General features: G+C 37.0%; 14 protein-coding genes. 7 read left to right on the forward strand and 7 right to left on the reverse strand.

Annotation, left to right across the window (positions count from 1 at the left end; all coding sequences use genetic code 11):
- Positions 1–1,252: 1,252 nt before the first annotated feature.
- The 7 genes from DDF69_RS17670 to DDF69_RS17700 all read right to left on the reverse strand — a co-directional run bounded on the left by DDF69_RS17670 (position 1,253) and on the right by DDF69_RS17700 (position 13,494).
- Positions 1,253–1,579, reverse strand: a complete 327-nt coding sequence (locus tag DDF69_RS17670) for a VanZ family protein (RefSeq protein ID WP_317048659.1) — start codon at positions 1,577–1,579, stop codon at positions 1,253–1,255.
- A 25-nt stretch (positions 1,580–1,604) separates the two neighbouring features.
- Positions 1,605–1,982, reverse strand: coding sequence for a glycine cleavage system protein GcvH (gcvH, locus tag DDF69_RS17675; RefSeq protein ID WP_047098621.1), 378 nt, complete (start codon positions 1,980–1,982; stop codon positions 1,605–1,607).
- Between the two features lie 107 nt (positions 1,983–2,089).
- The gene (sprA, locus tag DDF69_RS17680) at positions 2,090–9,121 is read right to left on the reverse strand and encodes a cell surface protein SprA (protein ID WP_114821944.1); all 7,032 of its coding nucleotides are present in this window, start codon (positions 9,119–9,121) and stop codon (positions 2,090–2,092) included.
- A gap of 57 nt (positions 9,122–9,178) precedes the next feature.
- On the reverse strand, positions 9,179–9,763 hold the full coding sequence (ruvA, locus tag DDF69_RS17685; protein ID WP_114821945.1) for a Holliday junction branch migration protein RuvA: 585 nt from the start codon (positions 9,761–9,763) through the stop codon (positions 9,179–9,181).
- Positions 9,764–9,991: 228 nt separating this feature from the next.
- Entirely contained in the window at positions 9,992–12,277 is a 2,286-nt protein-coding gene (locus DDF69_RS17690; protein ID WP_114821946.1) for an NADP-dependent malic enzyme, read from the reverse strand.
- A 16-nt stretch (positions 12,278–12,293) separates the two neighbouring features.
- Positions 12,294–13,145 carry an ATPase gene (locus tag DDF69_RS17695; RefSeq protein WP_114821947.1) on the reverse strand — a complete coding sequence of 284 codons (852 nt, stop codon included), beginning with the start codon at positions 13,143–13,145 and terminating at the stop codon, positions 12,294–12,296.
- Positions 13,146–13,230: 85 nt separating this feature from the next.
- Positions 13,231–13,494, reverse strand: coding sequence for a hypothetical protein (locus DDF69_RS17700; RefSeq protein ID WP_062672483.1), 264 nt, complete (start codon positions 13,492–13,494; stop codon positions 13,231–13,233).
- 355 nt (positions 13,495–13,849) lie between these two features.
- Between DDF69_RS17700 and DDF69_RS17705 the strand changes: the two genes are divergently transcribed.
- The 7 genes from DDF69_RS17705 to DDF69_RS17740 all read left to right on the forward strand — a co-directional run bounded on the left by DDF69_RS17705 (position 13,850) and on the right by DDF69_RS17740 (position 24,182).
- Complete coding sequence (locus DDF69_RS17705; RefSeq protein ID WP_114821948.1) at positions 13,850–14,308, forward strand: GtrA family protein; 459 nt, start codon at positions 13,850–13,852, stop codon at positions 14,306–14,308.
- Between the two features lie 3 nt (positions 14,309–14,311).
- Positions 14,312–15,049, forward strand: coding sequence for a lysophospholipid acyltransferase family protein (locus DDF69_RS17710; protein ID WP_114821949.1), 738 nt, complete (start codon positions 14,312–14,314; stop codon positions 15,047–15,049).
- 30 nt (positions 15,050–15,079) lie between these two features.
- Complete coding sequence (locus DDF69_RS17715; RefSeq protein WP_114821950.1) at positions 15,080–16,525, forward strand: MFS transporter; 1,446 nt, start codon at positions 15,080–15,082, stop codon at positions 16,523–16,525.
- Positions 16,526–16,619: 94 nt separating this feature from the next.
- Complete coding sequence (locus DDF69_RS17720) at positions 16,620–17,576, forward strand: DUF3810 domain-containing protein (protein ID WP_410494294.1); 957 nt, start codon at positions 16,620–16,622, stop codon at positions 17,574–17,576.
- Positions 17,577–18,810: 1,234 nt separating this feature from the next.
- Positions 18,811–20,325: a vitamin K epoxide reductase family protein gene (locus tag DDF69_RS17730; RefSeq protein ID WP_114821953.1), complete on the forward strand. Its 1,515-nt coding sequence runs from the start codon at positions 18,811–18,813 to the stop codon at positions 20,323–20,325.
- Between the two features lie 190 nt (positions 20,326–20,515).
- Positions 20,516–22,711 carry a peptidase domain-containing ABC transporter gene (locus tag DDF69_RS17735; RefSeq protein WP_114821954.1) on the forward strand — a complete coding sequence of 732 codons (2,196 nt, stop codon included), beginning with the start codon at positions 20,516–20,518 and terminating at the stop codon, positions 22,709–22,711.
- A 172-nt stretch (positions 22,712–22,883) separates the two neighbouring features.
- On the forward strand, positions 22,884–24,182 hold the full coding sequence (locus DDF69_RS17740; protein ID WP_114821955.1) for an HlyD family secretion protein: 1,299 nt from the start codon (positions 22,884–22,886) through the stop codon (positions 24,180–24,182).
- The last annotated feature ends 399 nt before the right edge of the window (positions 24,183–24,581 follow it).

Genomic DNA, 24,581 nt, shown 5'->3' on the forward strand with positions numbered 1-24,581 from the left:
CTAAAGGCTCTTCTGCGCTGCTGAATGTCTTTCGTTTTTCAGTGGGGCAAAGGTAGAAACTTCATATACTCTACGCAAGTTTATTTAACATAAATTTCATATTCGGAGCGGATTTTACCCTAATCAACTGGAAGGCAGGGTGAAAAATTTTAAACATTTGTTTGGAGGATGGGGTGAGAGCGTGGGAGGGTTGGAGAGTTTGAGCGTTGGAGAGGGTGAAAAGGGATGATTCGGGGTGCGGGATGCGGGGTTTTGGGGTGATGATTGCCCACTGATCTCGCAGATTGACACAGGGAAGATGTTCTTATTATATACATTTATACTATATGGAACGATAAGGGTTGGAGAGTTTCTGTGTTGGAGAGGGTGAAAAGGGATGATTCAGGGTGCGGGATGCGGGGTTTGGGGTGATGATTGCCCACAGATCTCGCAGATTGACACAGAGAAGATGTTTGCTTTTATATTATATATAGAATGGGAAGAATGGGAAATGCTAAAGAATATATTTATATATAATATAGAGTGATAAGATTTAACTCGTATACGATAATTAATTACAATGCTTCGACTCGGCTCAGCATGACACGGCTAATACTAACTGCTAAAAGGCCTTAGACATTATACTGTTATTTTAATTCCTTTAAGACTCTTGTAAAGAAGTTGGGATTCCTGCGGAATGACACAATAGGAATAGAGATTTGTACTCAATACCCNGCCTTAGACATTATACTGTTATTTTAATTCCTTTAAGACTCTTGTAAAGAAGTTGGGATTCCTCCGGAATAACACAAGGGAAATGGAGGTATGTTCGTAACTAACCACTTTCTATAGAAATCAGAAATATGGAGAACGCAATACGAATGTTACTACTCTACCCGACAACCCGAAACCCGAAACTCAATAACCCGAGAACCTCATCATTCATCATTCATCATTCATCATTCATCATTCATCATTCATCATTCATCATTTACAGCTCCTCCCCTAGCCCTGATAGTAATGGTTACCCCGCAGCTTGGGTTGGAGGGTGGGTGGGTTCAGGAGACCCTTCGACTTCGCTCAGGGTGACAGCGTGGGAGTGCGCGGGCGCGAGGAGTATGAATGGATAGCAGGATAAAGCTCCTGATTATTGGGTTGGAGAGTTGGAGGGTTGGAGAGTGATAGAGTTTGGGGTGGTGAGTATTTAAGTCCTTATATAATATAAATATATAAGAAAGGCTTGAAATACGATGGTTGTTTTTTCAACGATGGGTTAAAAGAAACGTTTGATTAATAGCTTATAGGTATAATATCCTAAGAGACATCCAATGGTATCTGCCACGATGTCTAAAGTTTCCATAGATCTGCCTAATCCCATTTCTTCCTGTAAAATTTCGGTGAGGAAAGCATAGAGCAGGATAATCTGAAAAAAGTATGAGAATTTTATTTTGGGAAATGCAGCAACGAAAGAGAAACCCAAAGCTGCAAATATACTAACATGCAATACCTTGTCGATACCGCTGAACATGAACCAATATTCATGGTTTTCTTCTCCTGGCTTGAGAAGCATATAAGTAAGAAATGCCCAATAAATGGGCAGTATCTTACTAAATATTTTTGAAATCTTATCCAATGATTGCTTTGTAATCATCTGCAGAAAGTAACTCTGACTGATCTGCTCCATCAGCAATTTCCAATTTGATGATCCATCCGTCTCCATAAGGATCTGTATTTAACAGTTCAGGCTGATCTTCTAATTCTGAATTAAACTCGATAACTTTTCCTGAGATAGGTAAGAATAGATCTGAAACAGTTTTTACAGCTTCTACACTTCCGAAAACGTCTCCTCCATTAAGATCATCATCTACAGTATCTACATCAACGTAAACGATGTCTCCAAGTTCTCCTTGTGCGAAGTCTGTAATACCGATTGTAGCAACGTTACCTTCGATCTTGATCCATTCGTGATCTTTCGTGTACTTTAATTCTGATGGTGTGTTCATTTTTAAATTTTTATTTTGTACAAATGTATTCAAAAATATAGTAGTTTCAAATATTGGATATAAAAAAAGTCCCTCAAAACTGAAGGACTTTTATGTTTGTATTATTTTTAGAATCCACCTCCGGAATCTCCGAATGTAAATGTGGCTGAGATACCTGCTCTGATTGTAGACAGCGGGAATGCTGTGGAGATCTTATACTTTGAGGTCATCTGTTCATAGAATACTCTCAGATTCAGATTCTCGGAGACATTGTAGTCTGCTGAAAGTTTGATGTTCATCAATCTTTGTCCTCCGGTAACCTGAGCATCATTCAACAGGATATTCATAATGGATGTTTTACTGTCTCTTAATGAAATATCTCCTCTGATATTAAGGTCGCTTCCTTTTCCTCTTGTTCCTCTTCCCCGGATATTGGCTGTTCCCAGTCTGAAGTTTCGTACAATATACCCCAGTCTTACTACATATTCTGTATTGGCATCTTCGGTAAGCGTCTGGTTGACTAATCCCAGTACCATCATTCTGGTTCTGTTGTACTGTATTCCGAACTGCATATTGTTTCTCATGGTAACGTCTACTCCGATAAGTGGTGAGAAAGATTCTACATATCCAACCTGTGCGAATGTATACGGGTTGATCTTATCACCTCCATCCTTGATCACATTACCTGCATTATCTACCGTCTGATAGTATCCTTTCGGGTTTCCATGATAATCTACATTGCTTTGAATACCAGTTGCTGTATAGGTAGCGGTATAAGCATGTAAGATATCAAACTTTGAGAACTGTCCGCTGATCATCGGAATATTTTTTAATCCTGAATAGGTAATTCTCCAGTTTGGCAACGGGAATCCTGCTTTTTTAGGATTAGACATCGGGGTTACAGATTTCCCTTCCATCGCTGCTCTAAAGGCAGGGATCAATACATAGGCATTTCCAATACTATAGTGCTGAGCAAATCCATTGTTATCCAATACTGCTCCCGGACCTCCAAGCTGTTGAGAAAGAGCTCTTGCGTTTTCTCTGATCGCCTGGTACACGGCCTGCCCATCTTTAAATGATGTACTGAGAAGTGTTGTTGTATTGGAATATGTTATCATTTCGCTGGCGAATGTAAAATCCGGATCAGGAACTCCACCATTGGTATAATTAAATCCTGTATGCGAGAAGTTACTGTTGAAGGTATGCAGCACATTAAGATCGACTCTCAGGTCATTCATAGGCATCACCTGTAGATCTGCTCTCAGCTCTTTGGTCGACATTCTTACATACGGATCTGTCATATAATTGGATTCACTCACCCATCCGTTTTCCATTACTGTTCTTCTGATATCTGCCTGTGATCCTAAAAGGAACCCAAGTGTAGGACCTCCCAATGTCTGTCCGTATCCATACCAGTTTGGCGCTGATATTAATCCCGGAAGTACTGTTCCATTCGTTTCGTTATAACTTACGTTTAGCTGTTTGAAAGAAGTTAAGAAGAATGCAGCACTTTGAAGTGGCGTAAGTTTATTCTTAAATTTATATTTCTTATATCGGTATCTGTTCTTCTCCCATTGTTTTGAATACACATTATTCAGAGAGTCCATCTCCTGTCTTCGTTTCTGAAGTTTGGCATTAATATTTTTGAAATAGTTAAACTGGCCAAAGAACTTAGGAAGATCAGCAGAAGCTGTTGCCTGAATCACATTGGTATTCTGTCCCACAGATCCTAAACTTGCGGTCTGATTTGTATTGGGGTCTGTAAATCCAAGCAATGATGTAGATCTCGCCGCCCAGTTATAGGTAAATCCGTATCCCACTTCAGCATCAATGAAATCCAGATAAGGCAGATACTGGAATGGCAGTTTATAATTCAGCTGTGCTCTGTGATTATACAATACCGGTCGTCCTGCTCTGAATACATTTCCGAAGATCGATTTGCTGTCCATCGAATTTACATCCAGATTGTCATTCAACGTTCTGGTTGCGGAGTTGATTTCCAGTTTTAATGATTTTGTAAAATTGAATCCTAATCCATACTGCCATCCAAAGAAGAAGTTTCTGTTTCTGATGGCATCGAAATTACTATTCATATCACCATTAAGGATCGCTTCCACATTTCTGAACTCAAGCTCGTTGTAGTTTCTGTCGATTTCAGTTCTGAAAGAGATTCTTGTAGGAATTGGATTAATATTGAATTCCTTTACCCATCTCAGATACTTCGTAGATTTTGCCGTGTCACTGATCATCTTGTTGAAAGGTTTCAGTACCCACGGTTTAAAGGTGTAATTATAATCAATATACCCTCTCAGATACTGTCTGTAGTTTCTCTTGGTATAGATATCCCTAAAGTAGTCATCGTTATAAACTGCAGTTACTGATACGTTTTCAATATCATAAAATTTAGGCTTTTTATTTGGATTTACTCTTTCCTTATGCATGTTAACGACTCCTATACTTCTCTGTTGAGTATAGGTTCTCGCTACTTTTTTCAATTGCTCTTTGTTTGGTGCCTTATTGAATTCTACGTCGGTATCCAGAGGATTGTACTTTGGATCTTCAATAGTCTGCGAGTAAGAATAGTTTAAAGGAATTTTCACCCCTGTTTTTTCCGGAAGGAATTTATCTACATTGATTGCGGTATTGATACTGAATGCCGACTGAGTAGATTGTGTTCTTTCCGCCGGCTTTGAATCGATATTTCCGAAACCAACCGATGTATAAGAGGCATTGGCATTCACTGTTGCCAGGTCTCCCATATTAAAGTTTAGGCTGGCATTTCCTGCGTATCCGCCATCATTCTCAATTTCAGAAAGACGGATTTCGTTAACCCAAAGAACTCTTGTTATGGTAGAGTTTGTTCTTGGATCTGCATTTCGTACCCCAATCATAATGGTGGTAATATTTCCTAAACTAGGTCTACCTTTGATATAAATATTTTTATAAGGTTCCTGATATCCTGTGTCAACGGTTCTATTTGTAATAGCAACACCAGATTTGTCTCTTCTGATTTTAGCATCTACAAAGTTCTGAACATCAAAATCAACTTCATTTTCCATTGGCCAGATCTCCATAGGAGCTGTTGCTGTAGTAGGAGTCATTCTTAAAGATGATTCATACTCGTAATAGTTATCAGTGGCATCGCTTCCGAAACGGATAAAGAATTTGGTATTCTCATCCAATCCAATCACTCTGTTCAATGGATCATGAGCGTGTACAAACAGCTTCAGCTTTTTGTATCTTCTCATATCCAATGTTGTATTTTTGAATACTCCTCTTGCCTCAGTTTTAAGGTCTTTCACTTTCATGTAAAGTGATGCTTCATTCTGTCTCTGCGCTCCTGCATTTCCACTCAATACCTGTCTGTCAATTCCCGGAGGCAATACATATGGAGGTTGGTTCAAAGCATTTTCTTCAATATTTACACTTCCTATTTCAAAGTTTGGATCTGTCACAGTTCCGGTTCCTTCGTCGGAATTAGGAACATTTACACTGGCAATTTTACTGGTATATTTTCTCCAGTCTGATCTTACAAGATCCATTGTTCCGAATCTTAAGGTAGACGTTTGGTCAAATCCTGCCAGCATTAATCTTGCAAATCTTACGTTGTTCAATACTGCATCTTCGTGTGTTCCTTCAGCTGGATCATAATTCGCTACAGGAATTCTGAACAGGTACCATTTAACATCTGAAGTCTGCCCGTTCTGGAAAGTTGCTTTTACTGTTTTAACATCTACAATATTGTTTGACCCAAGTGACAAACTTGGCTGGTCAAGCTTTATAACATATTGGTTATAGTTTTCAGTCTGATCAAGGTTGTAATCTTTATTGATATCTTCCGCATCCGGAGTTTGAGAAGCTACATTCAGAGAGTTTGCTTCTGAGTTTCCTTCAGGGTTTCTGAAATATTTGTATCGTTCCACAACAGAAGCAGCCTGGCTTCCTGTAAATTTATCAGAAAGATAGAATACGAAGTCATCCACTGCAGGGTCAGCAATATTGGTTACCGGGTTTACAAAAGTATTTCCGAATCTCATTGCTTCCTGGTCAGAAGTAAGACCATCATATCCGGCATCCTGTGTTTTTCTTTCATCTCCTTCTGTAGAGAATGCATATAAAATTGGTGGTTGCTTTGGTTGTGTTCCCCAATTTGAATTCGTTGTAGAAGAAGGATTACCTGGAGTTGGAAGTCCGTTTTCATACTGCATTTTTCCATCTTTCAGAACATCTTCAGAAACGTTCCCTAAGTGAAGTAAAAGTTTTGGATCGGTACCCAGTGTTTTACCATCGGCATATGGGTCCATCATCCAGAATTCAACGTATTCAATATTTGAAGTAACAAAGTTCGGAACACTGATTGATCTCATAATCCCTGCCCATCTGCTTTGTGGTTGTTCTGCCAATGGGTTTACGTTGTAAGGTCCTTTTTCCTTAGGGAAATAAGAGATATCGAAAGTATTCGTAAAGGTTTGTTCTCCTGCTACGAAATCCCGGTTGTTGTAGATCTCTGAATATTGTACTCTTCTGGAAGCGTGGTTGGATACAGACTGTGGTGTAATTCCTGAAGGAGCTTTTCCTCCAACGTTCCAGAATCTAGGGTCGATGTTATACCATGTTAATAATCCTCTTCCATATCCGCTTGTAATATCATCATTTGCCGGTACTGTATTAAACGGCGGCAATGTATTTTTTTCCGGTTTTGAAGCAAGGCTCCATGCTGCCGGTTCTTTTAATGATATTTTAGAAGTTGTTTGTTCAAAGTCGTCAATGTAAGATTGATTATTTGTTCCTTTATTCAATCCAGGCAATAAGTAGGCTGCTTCCATCTTAAAGTTTAAGTTGGATGGAGCTTCCGTTTTTACCATAGGAAGTTTGTTGGTCAATCTTGTAAGATAAGGGGCCTGATTGTTGTACATCAGGTTGATCCCTGCCATGGTATTGTTTACCGCTTCCTGTCCGAAGTTTACTTTCTGGGTCAGTGGAGATTCTGAGTAATTGATTACTGTTCCTCCTAAGATAAAGTTTTCACTGAATCTTCTTTCTAAGTTTAATCCTAAGAATCTTTTTCTTTGGGTATTAAAGGTCAACTGGTTTTCCAGTGAAATATTGATGGCCTGTCCGGACTGTTTTACATTTTCATTAATGATCGTAACCGTACCCAGCATATAATCTACGGTATAGTCTACACCTTCCGTAAGCTGTACTCCGTTTGCTGCCACTTTTACTGATCCCTGAGGGACGTTTACAGCTCCTAAAGAAATACCTTGTCCCTGAACACCTTTATAACGGCCTTCCATGGTATATCTTTGTGAAAGGTTACTGGAGATCGCCTGTTGTTTTTGTTTGGTATAAAGATCCTGAAAAACGTATTGAGGATCACTTGTACCCAATTTTGATTCCAGATATTTACCGAAAGGCTGCACTTTGGTAAAGATGACTCTTCCTGTTTCAGGCCTGATGGTAATCCCGTTCACAAAGTCGAAAATACCGTCTCCTTTACTTCCATCTTTATTATTCTGGATATCGCCGTTCATATTGAGGCGGTCCCAGTTAAATAATTTCAATAAGTTCTGATCTTTCACAGGAGTATCAGGAAGATAATTTACTTTACCCCCTGTTTTTGGATCTCTGTAATATACATTAAGGATAAAGCCATCGGGAGCTACCTGTCCTGCATCGATAGAATAGATATTCTTCATCATCAGATCCCACATGGGAGACTGCGTGTTCACCTTATTGTTTACTCTCAACACTTTGGTAATCAGTACCGGGCTTTCTTCAGAAAATTCCCCAACTTTGTATACTTTATTACTTCCGTTAACTGTATAGGAGTAGGAAACGGCTAATAGCTGCTGATCATTAAGTTTCTGATTTAATGAAATATATCCCAGTTGCGGCTGATAGGTAAATTCGTTAGCATTCAGTTTTCTTGCCTTTGTATTGTAAATGAACTGCTCTCCGTTATCATAAGGAGTGGGATCACCAGGAAGCACTTGTCCCTGGAAAATAGTCCCATAATTCTTTCCTACTTCTCTGGTTCCTGCTACCGATGAAACAGCATCATAAAGACCGTTCAGAGAGTTATCAGGCAACGTAATTCCTCCTGGACCTTCACCAAGGTCTCTGATCCCGATAATACTTTTCTGATACGCCAGGTTGCTGTTCCCCTGATCCAATACCCAGACTTCCATTCTTGTAATATTGATGGTTGAGTTGACCTGCGGATAATTAAGTAAGGCATCATCATATTTGTTCAGGAAATAATGTCCTAAAAAGAAGTGCTGGTTCTCTTCATAGTCAATGGCATTGACTTTAAAATTGTTCATCACACCACCACCCTGTACGACAATATTACGAGCCTCTCCCTGCTGCTGGGAAAGGACTACGGTTCCAAATGTTTTTCCTAACTGGAATTCTGTTTTCACCCCGAACAGTGATTGGGAACCTCGGATAAGACTGGTTGAAAGCGGCATGTTTACATTACCAAATTCAACTCTTTTGATGATTTTATCTTCTCCTCCTTCGTTGGGTTTATCTACATTTCCAAGACCTTTACTCTGAAGATCTTTCCAGCTTCCTTTTGCCTGCCAGACAAGGTTCATTCTGTTTTCAAAAGCAAAACCACTCTGAGTGTCATAATTGGCCTTCAACTGAAGGTTTTCCCCTACTTTTCCTAATAATCCCAGCTGAATTCTCTGATCGATATCAAAGGTAAAACTGGTCCTGTTTTGAGGCAGGATCATTGGGTTATCTATTTTCTGATAAAGTCCTGCAAAATCCAGAGATGCATATCCTGAAGGGATGATTTCAATTTTGTTACCTCCGAAAATGGTTTCGAAAAGTTTGTTATTGATCATCACAGAAGGGATAAGCCCTTTTCTCCTTGCATCTGATTTATCTTTTCTGAAAAGAAGATTGTACTTATCAGATTTGTCCTTATAGTAAGCTCTGGTCTGGCTGGCAAGCATATATTCTTTATACTCTTCCGGAGACATGGCTGTAGGCGGACCTGTAATGGTATTTCCAATTTTGGGATACACATAGTACATCCCGGTTTTAATGTCGTAATAGGCTTCATACCTCGTAGGGTCAGCCACTTCATATTGTTTTCTTATGATCGCTGTGTCTTTCTGCGCCTGTGCAAAAGCACTGACAGACATACACAGGAACGACAGGAACAAAAATATGTTAAGATGCTTAATATTCGCCACCAAATGTTAAATGTTTTTTAAGATTTGTTTAACCAATTCTTCTACCGAGATGCTTGGATTTTGTTTTATAATTTTATCCGCAATCTTCTCGCTCGTTCGTTTAGGAATGCCTAAAACTTCTAATGCAGATAACGATTCTTCCTTGATTTTATTATCCACCATCACAGAAATGTTCGCGTTTGGATCGCTGTATTTCTGTACTTTATCTTTAAGATCTACAATAATTCTTTCGGCAGTTTTTGCACCAATTCCCTTTGCTTTTTGGATCAGTGCACTGTTTCCGGAAAGTATGGCAGAAGCAATCTCATCAAGACTCAATGTTGACAGCAGTATCAGTGCTGAAACAGCTCCCACTCCATTAACGCTTATTAACAGATTGAACATTTCTTTTTCTGAACGTGTGTTAAATCCAAAGAGAAGATGAGCATCTTCACGAATGATCTGCTGAATAAATAGAAAGGTCTGCTGATTCAAAACCAGCGTCTGTGAGGTCATCAAACTGATTCCCACATAGTAACCAACTCCTTGAACATTGATGACAGCGTAGGTAGGCGTAAGTTCTTGAACAGTGCCTTGTAAAGAAAATATCATTATTAATTTTTAAAACTCCCAAATATAGCAATTTAAACTAATTAATGTTTTCATTTGATGTAGGAATGATTTTTAACTTAAATTTTAAATGAGAATTCAAGGAATTAACAGAAAAACAAAAGACTCCAAAATATGGAGTCTTTTTACTATCTGAACACGGTTTACAGTGTCATTTTTTAAATAAGAGGGATGGATTACTGATTTACAGTTACCCTTCAAATCTTTGTATTATTTCTTCTCTCTTCTTTGAGCATCAAGTACAGCAATGGTAGCAAGGTTTACAATCTCATCAACGCTTGAACGCATCTGAAGTACGTGTACCGGCTGTTTTAATCCCATTAAGATAGGTCCGATTACCTGGGCAACTTTCATTCCTCTCAGGATTTTGTAAGAAAGGTTTGCACTTTCCAGATTCGGGAAGATGAATGTGTTGGCAGGTGTAGTTCCTAATTTTGAGAATGGGTAATCGCTCAGGTGGTCTGCATTCATTGCAAAATCCGGCTGGATTTCACCATCCACAACCATTTTAGGGAATTTCTCATGAAGGATACTTACTGCTTTTGCCACTTTTTTAGAAGTTTCAGAGATGGCAGCAAAGTTTTCAAATCCAAGCATTGCAATTCTTGGTTCAATCGCAAAAGATTTTACTGTAAATTCTGCCATTTTAGCAATATTCACAAGATCTTCTGCTGTAGGGTTTTGATTGATAGAAGTATCTGCGAAGAAAATAGGTTTCTTTTCAGACAGAATCATCATCATTGCCGCTACTTTGTCTACTCCTTTATCTTTTTCGATCACTTCTAAAACAGGACGCAAAACGGAAGTATAGTTTTTAGAGAATCCTACGATAAGTCCATCGGTATCACCATGCTTCAGCATCAAAGGTCCGAAATAGTCTCTCTGACGTACATATCTTTTCGCTTTGTACTCGTTCATTCCTTTTCTCTGACGAAGTTTCCAAAGTGTTTCTCTGTATTTTTTTCTGTTTTCTTTCTGATCGTCATCACTTGGATCAATGATCGGAACATCCAGAGTAATTCCGTAACGCTCCATTTGCTCCTTGATGTATTTTTTATCTCCTAAAAGACTTGGGTAAGCAATTCCTTCTTCATAAAGAATCTGAGCCGCTTTCAATACATTGTATTCTTCAGCATTTCCAAGGGTAATTCTTTTCGGATTGGATTTCGCACGGCTCTGCATCATTCTTACCAATCTTTCATCTCTACCCATTCTGTCTAAAAGCTGGTGCTCGTATTCGTCAAAATCCGTAATGGTTTTTCTCGCAACACCACTTTCAATAGCTGCTTTAGCAACAGCGCTTGATACTTTTGTGATCAGTCTGTTATCAAATGGCTTTGGAATGAAGTATTCTCTTCCGAACTGAAGATTCTGAACATTGTATGCCAAAATTACAGCTTCCGGTACCGGTTCTTTTGCAAGATCAGCAATAGCGTGTACCGCTGCCAGTTTCATGGCTTCATTAATTCCTGTAGCCTGCACATCCAATGCTCCACGGAAGATATAAGGGAATCCCAATACGTTGTTTACCTGGTTAGGATAATCACTTCTTCCTGTTGCCATGATCACATCTTTACGAGTCTCAAGAGCAAGATCATAAGCAATTTCCGGATCAGGGTTGGCAAGAGCAAATACGATAGGGTTTTCATTCATGCTCTGTAACATCTCAGGAGTCATTACGTTTCCTTTTGACAATCCTACAAAAACATCAGATCCTTTTACAGCATCTTCTAATGTCTCAATATCTGTATGAGCGATGAAATCTAATTTTTCAGGAGTAAGGTTTTCTCTTTTATGATTGATTACGCCTTTACTGTCACACATCAGGACGTTTTCTTTTTTCAGTCCTAATGAAATATAAAGCTTGGTACATGCAATGGCTGCAGCACCCGCTCCGTTCACCACCATTTTCACTTTATCAATATCTTTATTGGCAATCTGCAGAGAGTTGATCAATGCAGCTGCGGAGATAATGGCTGTTCCGTGCTGGTCATCGTGCATCAAAGGAATATTCAATTCCTCTTTCAGTCTTTGTTCTATATAAAAAGCTTCAGGCGCTTTAATATCTTCCAGGTTGATCCCTCCGAAAGTAGGAGCAATTCCTTTTACAATTTCAATAAATTTATCCGGATCTTTTTCATCGATCTCAATATCAAAAACGTTGATATCTGCAAAGATCTTGAATAAAAGTCCTTTCCCTTCCATTACCGGTTTTGAAGCCTCAGCACCGATGTCTCCCAGTCCAAGTACGGCAGTACCGTTAGAAATTACTGCTACCAGGTTTCCTTTTCCTGTATAATCATATACAGTTTCCGGCTTATCATGAATTTCCATACAAGGAACTGCTACTCCCGGAGAGTAAGCCAATGACAAATCTCTTTGAGAAGAGTGCGGCTTTGATGGGATCACTTCAATTTTTCCTTTGGGTTCTGCTTTATGATAATCTAGCGCTGCCTGGCTAAAGTTCTTTTCGTCACGATTGTTGTTACTTGACATAAAATTTTGTTTTTTGTTAAAGTATGTATTTAATGTGGTAATCTACTAAGCTTTCAATTGGTTTCTGCACAACATGTCCCACATTTAAATTAAGTTCTGCAGCTACAGAACGTAGTGTATTTTCATAATAATAAGCGATGGAACCGATAAAATTGATTTCAGCGTCATTCGCTTCCTCATAAGGAAGAACCTGATATTCGAAGAAACTTTTCATTTCTTCAAAAACCATGTCTTTGAAATAAGGATGATCTTTTCTTTCGATTACAAATTTGGTAAAATTTGCCAGATAGGCATTTGGTCTCGGCGTATGATACATATTTTTCAATGCATCTTCTACGGTAAGCTGATAATCTGCTTCAAATTCTTTATGAAGATCTGCAGGCAGTTTTTTCATAAAATATCTGCGCACCAATTGCTTTCCGATAGCACTTCCGCTTCCTTCATCCCCGATCAGGAATCCTAGTGAAGGCAGTTCTATCTTTACATTTTTACCATCAAAAAAACAGGAGTTTGATCCTGTACCCAGAATGCACACGATAGCAGGCTTCCCACTGTATGCCGCATAAGCCGCAGCCATCAGGTCTTCCTTCACAATAATCTCTGCTTTTCCAAAAACCTTCTTCAACTCTTCTTCTATGGTCTCGCAGTTTTTTTTCACACCGCATCCGGAACCATAAAAAAAGACTTTGGTAATTGAATTTTTAACCGATATCAGATTGCTATTCTTCTGAATTTCAGGAGCGATAAGTTCTCTGTTGATAAAATTCGGATTAAAACCGATGGTTTCTGTTTTCAGAAAAACTTTCTTAAAGTCATCAAGTATTACCCAATCCGATTTAGTAGAACCACTATCTACAATAGCAACCATATTTTAGATTTTAATTTAAGGGTGCTAAATTATGAATTTATCTTCAATTAGCGTTTAAAAACAACTTGGAAGCTGTCTAAAATCATTAATGTTTGATTTGTGTTTTTTTTTCGTTGAATTGTATAAGCCAATCTTCTATTTCATCTTCCAGATAAGAAGTCTGTAATACCATTGCATTGATAAAATCATCCGGTACGGGTTCTCCGCTGGAGTTTTCAAGATTCCACAATTCGTCTGACATATTTTCATACTCTGAATACACTCTTTTGAAGCGGGAATTTTCTTTCTCAAGAGCCTCAATATTTTTCTGTTGAAGCTGGAATTTTCTGTATTTGTTTTGACGTTTCATACAAATATTATTAAAAATTGGGTCATAAAATGTTGGAGTATATGCGCTTAACCAGGCACTACAAGATAGAAAAAACCATCAACACAAGGAGTTGAAAATGAATTTATTATCAGGTCTTAATTACATCATTCTGAATATTAAAATTAGAAATAATTTTTATTAAAAAAAATATTTTAACAACTTTTTTCAGTGTTTAACATATAGTTATAAATTTGCATATTCATATTGTGAAGCCATATAATTATTGGGATTTTAAAACGGCTATTAACAGAAGGGATCCGCTAAAGTGTTTACCTGCTGAGATATCAATCCGCTCATTGTGCTATCCGATATGTACAACCATTATACTCATTACATGAAAGAAATACTCTTACGCCAGAAACAGGTTTTGTTCTTCATCATTGCAGGAGGACTGAGTGCCATTGTAGAAATAGGAAGCTTTAAGATCTTCAGTACCTATCTTCCGCACTTCTTTTTAAAAGAAACCAACTTCTATGGAGTACACTACCCTTTAAGTAACATTTTTTCCACAAGCTGCGGGATTATTACCAATTATTTTCTGAGCATCTGGTTTGTGTTTGAAAGAGGAAAACATTCAAAGAGAAAAGAGTTTGCTTATTTTATGGTGGTTTCCTTTTTTTCAACATTACTCAGCTTAGGTTTTTTCCAGATATTCTACAGTTTCATATTTAAAGATAATATCAATTTATTTTTTTATACCTTGAGCCCGGAAATGATCAGCAAAATTGCAGCAATATTGCTGGTTTCCATTCTGAATTATTCGATAAAGAAGAAAGTAATTTTTAACGGTTAAGCTGTGGCAAAAATTTTAAATTATCTCTGGAGATTCTGGTTGCTTCTGTTGGCATTTTTTCTGACAGTCAGTATCGGAATCCCGGTTTACATTTTATCTTTTAATAAAAAGCATTACAAATACGGTTACAAACTCGTCAGAATCTGGTGTTTCGGCATGTTTTACGGAATGGGCTTCAGATATGATCTGATTAAGCTTTCCACACAGGAAAAAGACAAAAATATACCTTATGTTTTTATTTCCAACCATACTTCCATTATGGACATTATGCTTGTCTGCATTCTCTTCCCTGATCACCCGATATGTTTTGTAGGAAAAAAAGAACTGGTAAAAATTCCGATTTTCGGAACTATATATAAAAGAATATGTGTAATGGTAGACAGAGCAAGTGCAAGAAGCCGTGCCGATGTTTACCGAAGATGTGCCGAGAAGATGGAGGAAGGTAACAGTATTGCGATTTTTCCTGAAGGCGGTGTGCCGGACGACACTTCTGTTATTCTGGATGATTTTAAGGACGGAGCTTTTATGCTGTCTTCAAAACATCATTCTCCTATAGCTGTTTATACCTTTGTGGGACTCAAGGAAATGTTCCCTTTTGAAAACTCAAAAGGCTTCCCCGGAAGAGTAAAGGTATATTTTAATGGAATCATTGAGCCTACAGATTCGCCAAAAGACTTAAAGGCAGAGGCTTATGAGAAAATAAAAAAAACCTTAATCAGGTATTCCGTTGAAAGGAAATAGTTATATTTGTTTGTGAAATCTATAATAAATATGTCAAATTATTCTAAACAAACCAATTGGGCTCAATTCATTCCATTGGTTACTGTATTCTTCTTTTGGGGATTTGTAGCAGCCAGTAATGATATTCTGATCCCAGTTTTTCAAAAAGCCTTCAATCTGTCTCAAACTGAGAGTATGCTGGTACAGATATGTTTCTATGTAGCATATACTGTAGGTTCTTTAATTTATATGCTTGTGTCAAAGAGCCTGAAACAGGATTTGATCAACAAAATCGGGTACAAAAACGGCCTTATAGTAGGACTTTTGATTTCCGCACTGGGAACCCTGTTGTTCTACCCTGCTGCCAATATGCATTCTTTCCCTTTAATGATCTCCGGATTATTTATTGTAGGTTTAGGATTTTCCCTTCAACAGATTGTTGCCAATCCGTTAGCTATTGAAGTAGGTCCTACGGAAACAGGATCTCAGAGATTGACAATGGCTGGAGGGATCAACAATTTAGGAACGACTATCGGACCGCTTATCGTTGCATTTGCTATTTTTGGTTCTGCAAGCGCTGCCAATACGGAAGCGAGTATAGAAAGTGTAAAAGTACCTTACCTTATATTAGGAGCAGCTTTTGCTTTGGTAGCTTTAATGCTTAAATTCTCTTCCCTTCCTGCTGTAACGCCAACGAATACTGAGAATACAGATGATGTAACTCCGGGAGAACACAGAACTTCGGCTTTCCAGTATCCTCAATTGGTAATGGGAATGATCGCCATATTCGTATATGTAGGAGTGGAAGTTTCTACTGCAAGTAACCTTCCTGCTTATATGGAAAAAAATCTAGGATTTGAAACAAAAGATGTAGCTCCTTACATCTCTTTATACTGGGCATCATTAATGATTGGCCGTTGGACAGGTGCTGTAGAAGCATTTGACGTGAATGCCGGATTTAAAAAGATCTTAAGATTCTTAGCTCCTTATCTTGCATTTGGTGTGTTTTTATTCGTGAATGCATTGGCCAAGCATGACCTTTCTCCTTTCTATGTATATGGATTCATCATCATTGCGATGATTATCTGTGATATTTTAAGTAAAGGAAACCCGGCAAGAATGCTTTTAATCTTCTCTCTGGCAGGGATCACCGCTTTACTTATAGGAATGTTCACTACAGGAATGGTATCTGTGTATGCATTTACCAGCGTAGGACTTTTCTGCTCTACTTTATGGCCTTGTATTTTCGCATTGGCAATCAACGGACTTGGAAAGCACACTAACCAAGGTTCAGGATACCTTATCATGATGATTATGGGTGGAGGTATTGTGAGCTTTATACAGGGGTATATTGCGGATATTACCAATATTCATTTCAGTTATATCGTAGGGGTAATTTGTTTTGCTTATCTTGCGTTCTATGCGATCCGTGTGAGTGGTATTCTGAAATCTCAGGGTATTGATCTGGATAAAGTATCTAAAGGTAATGGTCATTAATACTACAACAAACATATATAAGAAAAAGAGATTTTGGGCAGGTGTATTACTTGCCCAATTTCTTTTGTTTTATGGATTCTCAAAATCCAAAGTGATGATTTCTTTTTTTGAAAGTTTTTTTGAATTTCAGAAAGGGACTCATCAGACACTGTTCAGCTGGATTCCGTTTTCTGTTGGAGATTTGATGTATATTCTATTGGGAATATTCCTTTTATACTATTTGATTACTTCATTCAGTAAACAGCGAAGAAATGATTCTCTGATAAGGATTCTTATTATTATAAATGTTTTTTATTTTATTTATCAAATCCTCTGGGGCATGCTGTATTTCCAGACTCCGATTATTAAAAAACTTTCCAGCCAGAAGGAACCCAATATAAATAAGGCAAAAAAATTAGCCCTCGTTTATCTTGAAAAATGCAAGGCAACAAGACAGTCTGTACACGAAGACAGAAACGGCGTATTTGTCATCACCAACCTTACCTCTATACAAAAGGAAATTCTGGATCAGCAGACAAAATTGCCCTCTTATATTTCGGATAAAAAAGCACCTCAAATTCTGGATATCAAGCCAAGTTTATTCAAAAGTGTTATGAGTTTTACAGGAATTCTTGGATATTATAATCCTTTTACAGCCGAAGCTCAGTATAACAGTGAATTACCCCATACATTCATCCCCTTTACAACGGCTCATGAAAGTTCTCATCAGCTGGGTTTTGCCAGAGAGCAGGAAGCTAATTTTGTGGGGTATTTAATAGGCATTCATTCCGGTAATCAGGAGTTAAGATACAGCACTGAGCTTTTCACTTTAAAAAGCCTTTTAAGATTTATTGTGGAAGAAGACCCTCAGTTTGTAAAGAATGTTCTCCTTCAATATTCGCCTGCTATGAAAAGAGACCGTGCTTATGAAAAAAGCTTTGTTTTTCAGCATCAGGGATGGCTGGATGACTTCTTTGGATTTACCAATAATCTGTTTCTGAAAAGTAATCAACAAGAAGGCTCTGTTACCTATTCTTACTTTATTGATCTGCTCTTAAATTATGAATCATAAATAAAAAAAGAATCGTATCAGGCGATACGATTCTAAAAACACAAATGATGAAAAAAAATTTATTACCTTGACTTGTTCCCTCATTCAAGGCGATGTAAAAGTACAACATATTTTATAAATACAAAAACATTTCTATCCTTTTTTAAAACTTTATGAAAACTTTATGATTTTTTAAGTTTTTTTGAGTTCATTTCAGCTTGTTACAAATTACATAAAATAGCGACATTCAATAAACAAAACAAGGTTAAAACGCAGTACAAGCTATAAAAAAACTACAAAACAAAACATTTGTTTAAATAAAAAATATCGCTTTTACACTCTTTTTTCCAATTTTAAAAAATGGAGTTATCATCCGTATTTTATATGATATTTCTAAAAATTCAACTTCAAAAACATCATGAGATGATAAGCAAAAAAGAACGTATTTTTAAAATCCGAACGATTTATTGTCTCAAAATAGGATTTTATACAGTTGTTATTATACCATTTTATCTTCAAAAGCTTTTTACATCATTTATTTTGAAAAAAAATCCCGATCCGAATTAAATTCTTGTGTTGCGTAAAAAGCGGAATTCTGCTCAAACTGTGCCAGCCAATTTAATCTAATTTCTCCTTAACAATCAATAAAAGCACCTCCCAGGCCTTATGTACGTGTTTTTCCAAAAGCATAAGTTACACTCTGTTACGTTTGCATCTTTTCCCTCAAATAAAACATAAATATCAGATAATCAAAACATTATACGAAAAAATTGCGAGTAGCGGATCACAAATAATCCAAAATTGGTCAATTCCGGCATCCTTTTCTTGTGTCATAAAAGCTACAGATGCATCTTTGCTTCAGGTAAAAACACGAAATATACTTTTTTAAAGCAAGGCGTCTGTTACTCCCACAGGTAAAATTTAATGTAAAACTTAACCATGAGAACTTTATAATGCCCGCCTGTGGGAAACCGCCTTCTTTCAATAAACAATAGATTGTATAACCTCTATATTGGTGTTAAAACTTTAGTAAGATCAGGAAACAACATAAATAAATTGCGTTGAACAGGAGATAGAATTTATCATTTATACTATAGCACTACAGGGGTAGGATCTTCTTACAGGCTCTTAATTCCACAAAATAAAATACTGAGGATCAAATAAAATCTACCAACACCCATTTATATCTCACTAATAAAGGAAAATTTTTTTTGTATATTTAAAACATCTGTGTATTTTAGATAAAAATATTAATATGATTTTTGACAAACTAATTAACCACCTAAAACTCGATAAACAGGAATTTATTTTCCAGTTCAATTCCCATCCCAATTACCCATCTGCACTGGCATTCAGTGATACTCTTAACTTTATGGGGGTAAAAAATGATGCTTATGAACTTGACAAAGAATATTGGGATGAACTTCCGGAAGAGTTTATTGCTATTGTGGAAAACTCATTTTCATTGGTGAAAAAGTCAGGAAGCAATTATTCAGTATATTCAGAAAAAGCAAAGACTTTCGGTAAGGAAGAACTTTACAATAAATCAACAGATTTCGTATTGCTGTTCGAGAAAACGGAAAATGCAGAAAACAAACTGGCCTTCAATTTCAAACCGGTTCTTTATCTCATTTTTGCGGCTGTTATAGCTTATTCTTTTCTTAGTCAATCTATTTACGAAGCTATATTCAATATTCTTTCATTAGCAGGCGTTTATATTTCCCTGGAAATTTTCAATCAGAAATTCGGGAATACCTCTACTGTTATTGGAAGTATATGTGGAGGCGGAGGCACTGCAGCAAGTCAGACTGCCAACTCATGTGATAAGATTATCAAACAGGACAAAACCAGTATTCTGGGATTAAAATTTGCAGACTTTTCTCTGATTTATTTTGCTGGACTTGCTATATTAGGATTGTTCTTACCAGCTACAGCTTATATTGTAAAAGGTTTTACATTCGTTTCTGTACTCGCCATCGGATATTCTCTGTACATCCAGGCATTTGTAGAAAAAACATTTTGTAGAGTATGCCTTTTGATTATTTCAATTCTTGTAGGACAAATTGTAATAAGCAGCTTATTTTTTGAGAATCTTTCTTTCAGCGTTGGTGCACTTTTACTGACTGTCATTCTTTGGGCTCTTGTATTTTCTGCAGTTATTTATTTCAACACGCTACTTGAGCAAAAAGAAACACTTCAAAAATCAAATGCGAAAAATCTACGCTTCAAAAGAAATTATGAGCTTTTCAAAAATCAGATGGAGCAAAATCCAAAAATAGAATTCCAGGATACTGAAACTTTTGCTGTTGGAAAAAGAGATGCCAAGCTTCGTATTTCTATCGTTTCCAATCCATACTGTGGTTTCTGTAAAGATGCACATAAGCTTGTTGAAGGTCTTCTGGAAAAATATCCTGAGCATATTTCATTACAGATGAGATTCAATTACAGCCCGGACAGAGCTCCTGAAAATTACACTCAGCTTATCTCAGATTTAACTCATATCTATCATAACAAACCCGAAAAAGAATTTTTACATGCTGTAGAAGAATGGTTTGAAACGAAAGATGAAAGCAAAATCAATGCACTATCCGGAGGAAACGTAAATTCAGAAAATCTGAATCCATTGGTAGAGATGTCCATAGAAAACAGTAACGCAGGATTAAGCTTTACTCCCATCTTCATCATCAATGGATATCAGTTTCCTGACAAGTACGATCGTGAAGATATTTTATTCTTTATTGATGAATTAATAGAAGATGATGAGATCTAGTAAATAAATCTCATTCATTTAAAAATTTCACTATCTTAGGAAAAACAAAATAACCATCTGAAAAGATGTAAAAGAGTAGAAAAACGGTGATTAATGGGACTATTTCCTGTTTACCATTTCATTGAATTATAATTGAATTAAAGCAAAAATGTCGTCATTTATTGACGGCATTTTATAATGAGTAGTAGTTTTGAAAAAAAAGTTTCCTTTTTACAAGCAACCAGATACCAAAGACTGTGGGCCTACATGCCTCAGAATTGTCAGTAAGTATTATGGTAAAAGTATATCCCTGCAGCAGATTCGTAACCTTTCCGAAACAACACGTGAAGGAAGCAGCCTTCTTGGCCTGAGCGATGCCGCCGAAAATCTTGGGTTCCGCTCAATGGGAGTCCAGATTGATTTTAATACCCTCAAGGAAGAAGTTCCTTTTCCATGTGTAGCACACTGGAATAAAAACCATTTTGTTGTTGTCTATAAAATCGACAAAAACAACAAAGTCTATATTTCAGATCCCAGCTATGGACTGATTACTTATACCAAAGAAGAATTCATCAAGTCCTGGATTGGAGAAAATGCCAACGAAAATACAGAAGAAGGAATTGTTCTGATTCTTGAAACAACGCCTGCATTCTTCCAGACAGAGTTTGACGCTGAAGAGAGTAAGGCAAGCTTTACCTTCTTATCCAAATATCTTCTCAAGTATAAAACACTTGTGATACAATTAGCCATCGGGTTATTGGGAGGAAGTTTACTTTCCCTGATATTCCCTTTTCTTACCCAAAGTATCGTAGATGTCGGGATTCAGAATCAGGATATTAATTTTATCTATGTAGTTTTACTTGCTCAGATCATGCTATTTCTGGGAAGAATGGGAATTGAGACCATCCGAAGCTGGATCCTTCTTCACCTTTCTGCAAGAATCAACATTTCGATTATCTCCGATTTCTTTATCAAATTGATGAAACTTCCGATAAGTTTCTTTGATACCAGAATGACAGGAGATATCATGCAAAGAATTAATGACCACCACAGAATTGAGCAGCTTCTTACAAGCTCTTCACTAAATACATTATTCTCATTGGTCAACCTTATTATTTTCAGTATTGTATTATTATTTTATGACTACAGGCTTTTCATCGTCTATCTTGTAGGAGCCGTATTATATATTGGCTGGATCAGTTTTTTCTTAAAAAAGAGAAAAGAGCTTGATTATAAAAGATTCTCTCAGGTATCTCAGGAACAGAGTAAAGTCATTGAGCTTATCAACGGTATGCAGGAAATCAAAATGCATAATGCTGAGAAGCAAAAACGATGGGACTGGGAATTTCTACAGGTAAAACTTTTTAAGATCCGGATAAAATCTCTTTCATTGGAACAATGGCAGTCTGTTGGAGGAAACTTCATCAATCAGATGAAAGATATTCTGGTGAGTTTCCTTTCTGCAAAACTTGTTTTAAGTGGAAATCTTACTTTGGGGATGATGCTTTCTGTTCAGTACATTATTGGACAGCTAAACAGCCCGCTTCTTCAGCTTATCGACTTTATCAAGCAGACTCAGGATGCTAAGATTTCGCTTGAAAGATTAGGAGAAATCCATGATAAAGATGATGAAGAAGATAAAAATGAACAGTATGTCACAGATGTTCCGAAGCAAGATATCGAAATCAAAGATATGTCATTCAGGTATATCGGTTCTGACGTTCCGGTTTTTGAAAACCTGAACCTTACGATTCCTTATCAGCAGACCACAGCTATTGTAGGAGCCAGCGGAAGCGGAAAAACCACTTTATTGAAACTGTTGATGAAATTCTATGATCCGGACCAGGGTGAAATCAGAATCGGAAATACCAATATGAAAAATATTTCTCCGAGATACTGGAGAGATCATTGTGGAGTTGTAATGCAGGAAGGATATGTATTTAATGATACCATCGCCAATAATATTGCGGTAGGTGAAGATCATATAGATAAACAAAAACTGAGACGTGCTGTAGAGATAGCCAATATCAAAGATTTTATTGAAAGCCTTCCTTTAAGTTATAATACTAAGATCGGAAATGAAGGAGTTGGTGTCAGTGGTGGTCAGAAACAGAGACTTTTCATTGCAAGAGCTGTTTACAAATCTCCTGAATATATTTTATTTGATGAAGCTACCTCTGCACTGGATGCCAATAATGAGAAAGTGATTATGGAAAATCTTGAACAGTTCTTTAAAGGTAAAACAGCAGTGGTGATTGCCCACAGACTTTCAACGGTAAGACATGCTGATAAAATCATTGTACTGGATCAGGGAAAAGTAGTTGAAGAAGGAAGCCATGCCGACCTGGTAGATTTAAGAGGGGAATATTACAGACTTGTAAGAAATCAGCTTGAATTAGGCAGCTAATGGTATTTAGTAGAATTCGAAAAGCTTAAATAAAAGACTAATATTAATAATGAAAAATCTAAAATACCCGCCTGATGCAAATACTTCAGCACCGGAATGGGTATGATGGAAACTTTCCATTTATTTAAATTATATTCTCCCTGAAATATTGGAGAAATTTTACCTCAGAACAATGAAAGAAGACGTTTTAGACAATATTGAACTTCGCTCAGAGAGCGTACAGGATATTCTGACCCAGCCACCTCACTGGATGATCCGATGGGGAAATACTGTGATATTTGTGATCCTCCTGTTGATCCTCTTTATGAGCTACATTATAAAATATCCGGAATTTGTACCGGCTCCTATTATTGTAACTTCTCAGAACCCTCCTGAGAAAATAGAAGCACGAACCAGCTCCAAAATTGAAAAAATATTCATAAAAGACCATCAGGAAGTTAAAAAGAATGATGTTCTGATGGTGATGCAATCTGCAGCTAACTATAAAGATATTTTAGAGCTTAAAAAACTGGTAGACTCTATCACCCCTGATAAATTGTATACCTTCCCTATTGCTGAGGCTTCAAGATTTAAACTGGGTGAATTGCAGGGTGAATATAACAGTTTTGCAAAAGCATTTCAGGATGAAGCGCTTTTCACAAGACTGCAGCCTTATGCTCCTGAAAACCTGGCCGCTAATCAAAGCATTTCAGAATATAAAATAAGAATTGCTACTTTGAAACAGCAGAAGAACCTGGAATCTATAAAATATGATCTGACAAAGAAAAACTTCAACAGATCTCAGGAATTATTCAACCAGGGGGTTATTTCCGCCATGGAACTTGAAAACGAAAAGATCAAATATCTTCAGGCTCAGCAAAACCTTGAGAATATTAAAATCTCCATATCCCAAATGGATGAAGGAATTTCCAATCTGAATAAGACCAAAAGCGGAACTGCCATTAATACAGAAAAAGACAGAATTACATACTCTTCACAAACTCTACAACTTCTTGAACAGCTGCGAAAATCTTTAAAACAGTGGGAACTGAACTATCTTGTTATCTCATCCACTGATGGTGTTGCCAGTTTCCAGCAGTTCTTTGGCGAGAACCAGTTTGTAAAGGTAGGTGAACCCATCCTTTCTATTCTTCCTAAAAATAAAGAACAATTAGTGGGCAGAATGTCTGTTCCTACCACGAATTCAGGAAAAATAACACCAGGCGAGAAAGTATTGATTAAACTGGATAACTACCGATTCCAGGAATATGGTATCATCGAAGGAAAGGTACAGAACATCTCTCTGATTCCTGATGATAAAGGAAATTATTATGTAGATGTAATTTTACCAAAAGGATTAAAAACAAGCTACAACAAAACGCTTACATTCGATAAAGAGCTTAGAGGCAGCGCAGAAATTGTAACACAGGATCTGCGGTTGATTGAAAGATTCTTCTATCAGATCAGAAAGCTGCTTGGATACCAGGTTTAATAAGCTTTATTAAAAAATTAACCCCGTTTTACAAATTGTAAAACGGGGTTTTTATTATTTATTTTTAAAATTCCGAGTCATCTGATAATGTTTTGCAGAAGTTCAATCAATCTCATTCGTTTAAACTGCCTGTTACAGCCACAAACTACCTAAGTAAAGGGTTTTATTGCAAAAAATATGATCATTCAAAAAAAGGCAAGAAAACGACGAATATGAGGACAATCATAGCATTAGTTGATCATGAAAATTAAACGAACATTATAATGAAGCAGAAAAAGTATAATTATTCCCTTAATATTCCATCAGAAGAAGGAAATCGTGAAAAAGTAAAATCTAGGTGAAAGAATTAAAAGATAAAGGAGCAACTCTTATAAAAGTAAAAACCGCAATCATTAAATC

This window comes from Chryseobacterium sp. KLBC 52 (genome assembly GCF_003347605.1).
Taxonomy (GTDB): Bacteria; Bacteroidota; Bacteroidia; order Flavobacteriales; family Weeksellaceae; genus Chryseobacterium.

Excerpts from the sequence above, each read along its gene's own strand:
- DDF69_RS17730 (WP_114821953.1), top strand. The coding sequence starts at position 18,811 with ATGATTTTTGACAAACTAATTAACCACCTAAAACTCGATAAACAGGAA.
- DDF69_RS17720 (WP_410494294.1), top strand. The coding sequence starts at position 16,620 with ATGATTTCTTTTTTTGAAAGTTTTTTTGAATTTCAGAAAGGGACTCAT.
- DDF69_RS17695 (WP_114821947.1), bottom strand. The coding sequence starts at position 13,145 with ATGGTTGCTATTGTAGATAGTGGTTCTACTAAATCGGATTGGGTAATA.
- DDF69_RS17715 (WP_114821950.1), top strand. The coding sequence starts at position 15,080 with ATGTCAAATTATTCTAAACAAACCAATTGGGCTCAATTCATTCCATTG.
- DDF69_RS17705 (WP_114821948.1), top strand. The coding sequence starts at position 13,850 with ATGAAAGAAATACTCTTACGCCAGAAACAGGTTTTGTTCTTCATCATT.
- gcvH (WP_047098621.1), bottom strand. The coding sequence starts at position 1,982 with ATGAACACACCATCAGAATTAAAGTACACGAAAGATCACGAATGGATC.
- ruvA (WP_114821945.1), bottom strand. The coding sequence starts at position 9,763 with ATGATATTTTCTTTACAAGGCACTGTTCAAGAACTTACGCCTACCTAC.
- DDF69_RS17740 (WP_114821955.1), top strand. The coding sequence starts at position 22,884 with ATGAAAGAAGACGTTTTAGACAATATTGAACTTCGCTCAGAGAGCGTA.
- DDF69_RS17700 (WP_062672483.1), bottom strand. The coding sequence starts at position 13,494 with ATGAAACGTCAAAACAAATACAGAAAATTCCAGCTTCAACAGAAAAAT.
- DDF69_RS17690 (WP_114821946.1), bottom strand. The coding sequence starts at position 12,277 with ATGTCAAGTAACAACAATCGTGACGAAAAGAACTTTAGCCAGGCAGCG.
- sprA (WP_114821944.1), bottom strand. The coding sequence starts at position 9,121 with ATGTCTGTCAGTGCTTTTGCACAGGCGCAGAAAGACACAGCGATCATA.